Here is a 2,800-nt window from a genome sequence, read left to right on the forward strand (position 1 = left end):
GCCAGGGAAAACTCATCTCAAGGCTCGCTTCCCGCTTAGATGCTTTCAGCGGTTATCGATTCCGAACTTAGCTACCGGGCAATGCCATTGGCATGACAACCCGAACACCAGAGGTTCGTCCACTCCGGTCCTCTCGTACTAGGAGCAGCCCCTTTCAATTTTCCAACGCCCACGGCAGATAGGGACCGAACTGTCTCACGACGTTCTAAACCCAGCTCGCGTACCACTTTAAATGGCGAACAGCCATACCCTTGGGACCGACTTCAGCCCCAGGATGTGATGAGCCGACATCGAGGTGCCAAACACCGCCGTCGATATGAACTCTTGGGCGGTATCAGCCTGTTATCCCCGGAGTACCTTTTATCCGTTGAGCGATGGCCCTTCCATTCAGAACCACCGGATCACTATGACCTGCTTTCGCACCTGCTCGAATTGTCATTCTCGCAGTCAAGCGGGCTTATGCCATTGCACTAACCACACGATGTCCAACCGTGTTTAGCCCACCTTCGTGCTCCTCCGTTACTCTTTGGGAGGAGACCGCCCCAGTCAAACTACCCACCAGGCACTGTCCGTAATCCCGATTCAGGGACCAACGTTAGAACATCAAAACTACAAGGGTGGTATTTCAAGGACGACTCCACCACATCTAGCGACGCGGTTTCATAGTCTCCCACCTATCCTACACATGTAGGTTCAATGTTCAGTGCCAAGCTGTAGTAAAGGTTCACGGGGTCTTTCCGTCTAGCCGCGGGTACACTGCATCTTCACAGCGATTTCAATTTCACTGAGTCTCGGGTGGAGACAGCGTGGCCATCATTACGCCATTCGTGCAGGTCGGAACTTACCCGACAAGGAATTTCGCTACCTTAGGACCGTTATAGTTACGGCCGCCGTTTACCGGGGCTTCGATCAAGAGCTTCGACCGAAGTCTAACCCCATCAATTAACCTTCCGGCACCGGGCAGGCGTCACACCGTATACGTCATCTTACGATTTTGCACAGTGCTGTGTTTTTAATAAACAGTTGCAGCCACCTGGTATCTGCGACTCTCGTCTGCTCCATCCGCAAGGGACTTCACTGATAAGAGCGTACCTTCTCCCGAAGTTACGGTACCATTTTGCCTAGTTCCTTCACCCGAGTTCTCTCAAGCGCCTTGGTATTCTCTACCCGACCACCTGTGTCGGTTTGGGGTACGATTCCTTACAATCTGAAGCTTAGAGGCTTTTCCTGGAAGCATGGCATCAATGACTTCACTACCGTAGTAGCTCGACATCGTATCTCAGCGTTAATAGCGGTCCGGATTTACCTAAACCACCCGCCTACGTACTTGAACCTGGACAACCGTCGCCAGGCCCACCTAGCCTTCTCCGTCCCCCCATCGCAATTGTAAGAAGTACGGGAATATTAACCCGTTTCCCATCGACTACGCCTTTCGGCCTCGCCTTAGGAGTCGACTTACCCTGCCCCGATTAACGTTGGACAGGAACCCTTGGTCTTCCGGCGAGGGAGTTTTTCACTCCCTTTATCGTTACTCATGTCAGCATTCGCACTTCTGATACCTCCAGCAGCCCTTACAGACCACCTTCAACGGCTTACAGAACGCTCCCCTACCCCACATACCCTAAGGTACGTAGCCGCAGCTTCGGTGTATAGCTTAGCCCCGTTACATCTTCCGCGCAGGCCGACTCGACCAGTGAGCTATTACGCTTTCTTTAAATGATGGCTGCTTCTAAGCCAACATCCTGGCTGTCTGAGCCTTCCCACATCGTTTCCCACTTAGCTATACTTTGGGACCTTAGCTGGCGGTCTGGGTTGTTTCCCTCTCCACGACGGACGTTAGCACCCGCCGTGTGTCTCCCGGATAGTACTTACTGGTATTCGGAGTTTGCAAAGGGTTGGTAAGTCGGGATGACCCCCTAGCCTTAACAGTGCTCTACCCCCAGTAGTATTCGTCCGAGGCGCTACCTAAATAGCTTTCGGGGAGAACCAGCTATCTCCAGGTTTGATTGGCCTTTCACCCCTAGCCACAAGTCATCCGCTAATTTTTCAACATTAGTCGGTTCGGTCCTCCAGTTGATGTTACTCAACCTTCAACCTGCCCATGGCTAGATCACCTGGTTTCGGGTCTAATCCTAGCAACTGTACGCCCAGTTAAGACTCGGTTTCCCTACGGCTCCCCTAAACGGTTAACCTTGCTACTAAAATTAAGTCGCTGACCCATTATACAAAAGGTACGCAGTCACACCACGAAGGTGCTCCTACTGCTTGTACGTACACGGTTTCAGGTTCTATTTCACTCCCCTCACAGGGGTTCTTTTCGCCTTTCCCTCACGGTACTGGTTCACTATCGGTCAGTCAGTAGTATTTAGCCTTGGAGGATGGTCCCCCCATATTCAGACAGGATATCACGTGTCCCGCCCTACTCGTTTTCACTGATTATGATGTGTCGGTTACGGGGCTATCACCCTTTACTGCGAGACTTTCCAGACTCTTCACCTGCATCATTAAAAGCTTAAGGGCTAATCCAATTTCGCTCGCCGCTACTTTCGGAATCTCGGTTGATTTCTCTTCCTCGGGGTACTTAGATGTTTCAGTTCCCCCGGTTTGCCTCCTGTTGCTATGTATTCACAACAGGATACTTACTTATGTAAGTGGGTTTCCCCATTCAGGAATCCCAGACTCAAAAGGTTATTACTACCTAATCTGGGCTTATCGCAAGTTATTACGCCTTTCATCGCCTCTGACTGCCAAGGCATCCACCGTGTACGCTTAGTCACTTAACCATACAACCCGAAAGGGT

At 51.3% G+C, this 2,800-nt stretch carries 1 rRNA gene; it reads right to left on the reverse strand.

The features are described from left to right. A 23S ribosomal RNA gene (locus AB4507_RS00305) occupies window positions 1–2,783 on the reverse strand; the annotation flags it as partial. Between the last annotated feature and the right edge of the window lie 17 nt (window positions 2,784–2,800).

This window comes from Vibrio sp. 10N.222.54.A3, from assembly GCF_041474095.1.
Lineage (GTDB): Bacteria > Pseudomonadota > Gammaproteobacteria > Enterobacterales > Vibrionaceae > Vibrio > Vibrio crassostreae_C.